This is a genomic window from Mesorhizobium sp. M2E.F.Ca.ET.209.01.1.1 (genome assembly GCF_004010375.2).
GTDB lineage: Bacteria > Pseudomonadota > Alphaproteobacteria > Rhizobiales > Rhizobiaceae > Mesorhizobium.
In genome coordinates this window covers 1-283 of record NZ_SADP02001302.1, presented here as the reverse complement: position 1 = coordinate 283, position 283 = coordinate 1, and the positions used below count along the sequence as shown (strand labels likewise).

Here is a 283-nt window from a genome sequence, read left to right as displayed (position 1 = left end):
CTCAGTTTTGAGAAGGGATGATGCGGCCGACGATCGAAGCCATGGCCGAAGGCGACGTTCTATAGCGTGCCGACGATATAGCCGAGCGCGAACGCTGCCAGCAGGGCGAGCGGAATGACAAAACCAAGCCTGCCGCCAAGCGAATGCAAGCCGACGCCGTAGGGGTTGCGCTCGAGCCGGTGGATCATCACCGGCGGCGGTTCGGCCTCCGGAGCGGCAATGCCGGCGAGCCGCGCCTGCATCTGCAGCAGTTCGGCAAGCCGTTGCGTGACCAGCTCCCAGC

At 65.0% G+C, this 283-nt stretch carries 1 pseudogene; it reads right to left on the bottom strand.

Annotated features, from left to right (window positions below):
- Positions 1 to 59: 59 nt before the first annotated feature.
- A pseudogene (locus tag EN852_RS40150) lies at positions 60 to 283 on the bottom strand (hypothetical protein); the annotation flags it as partial.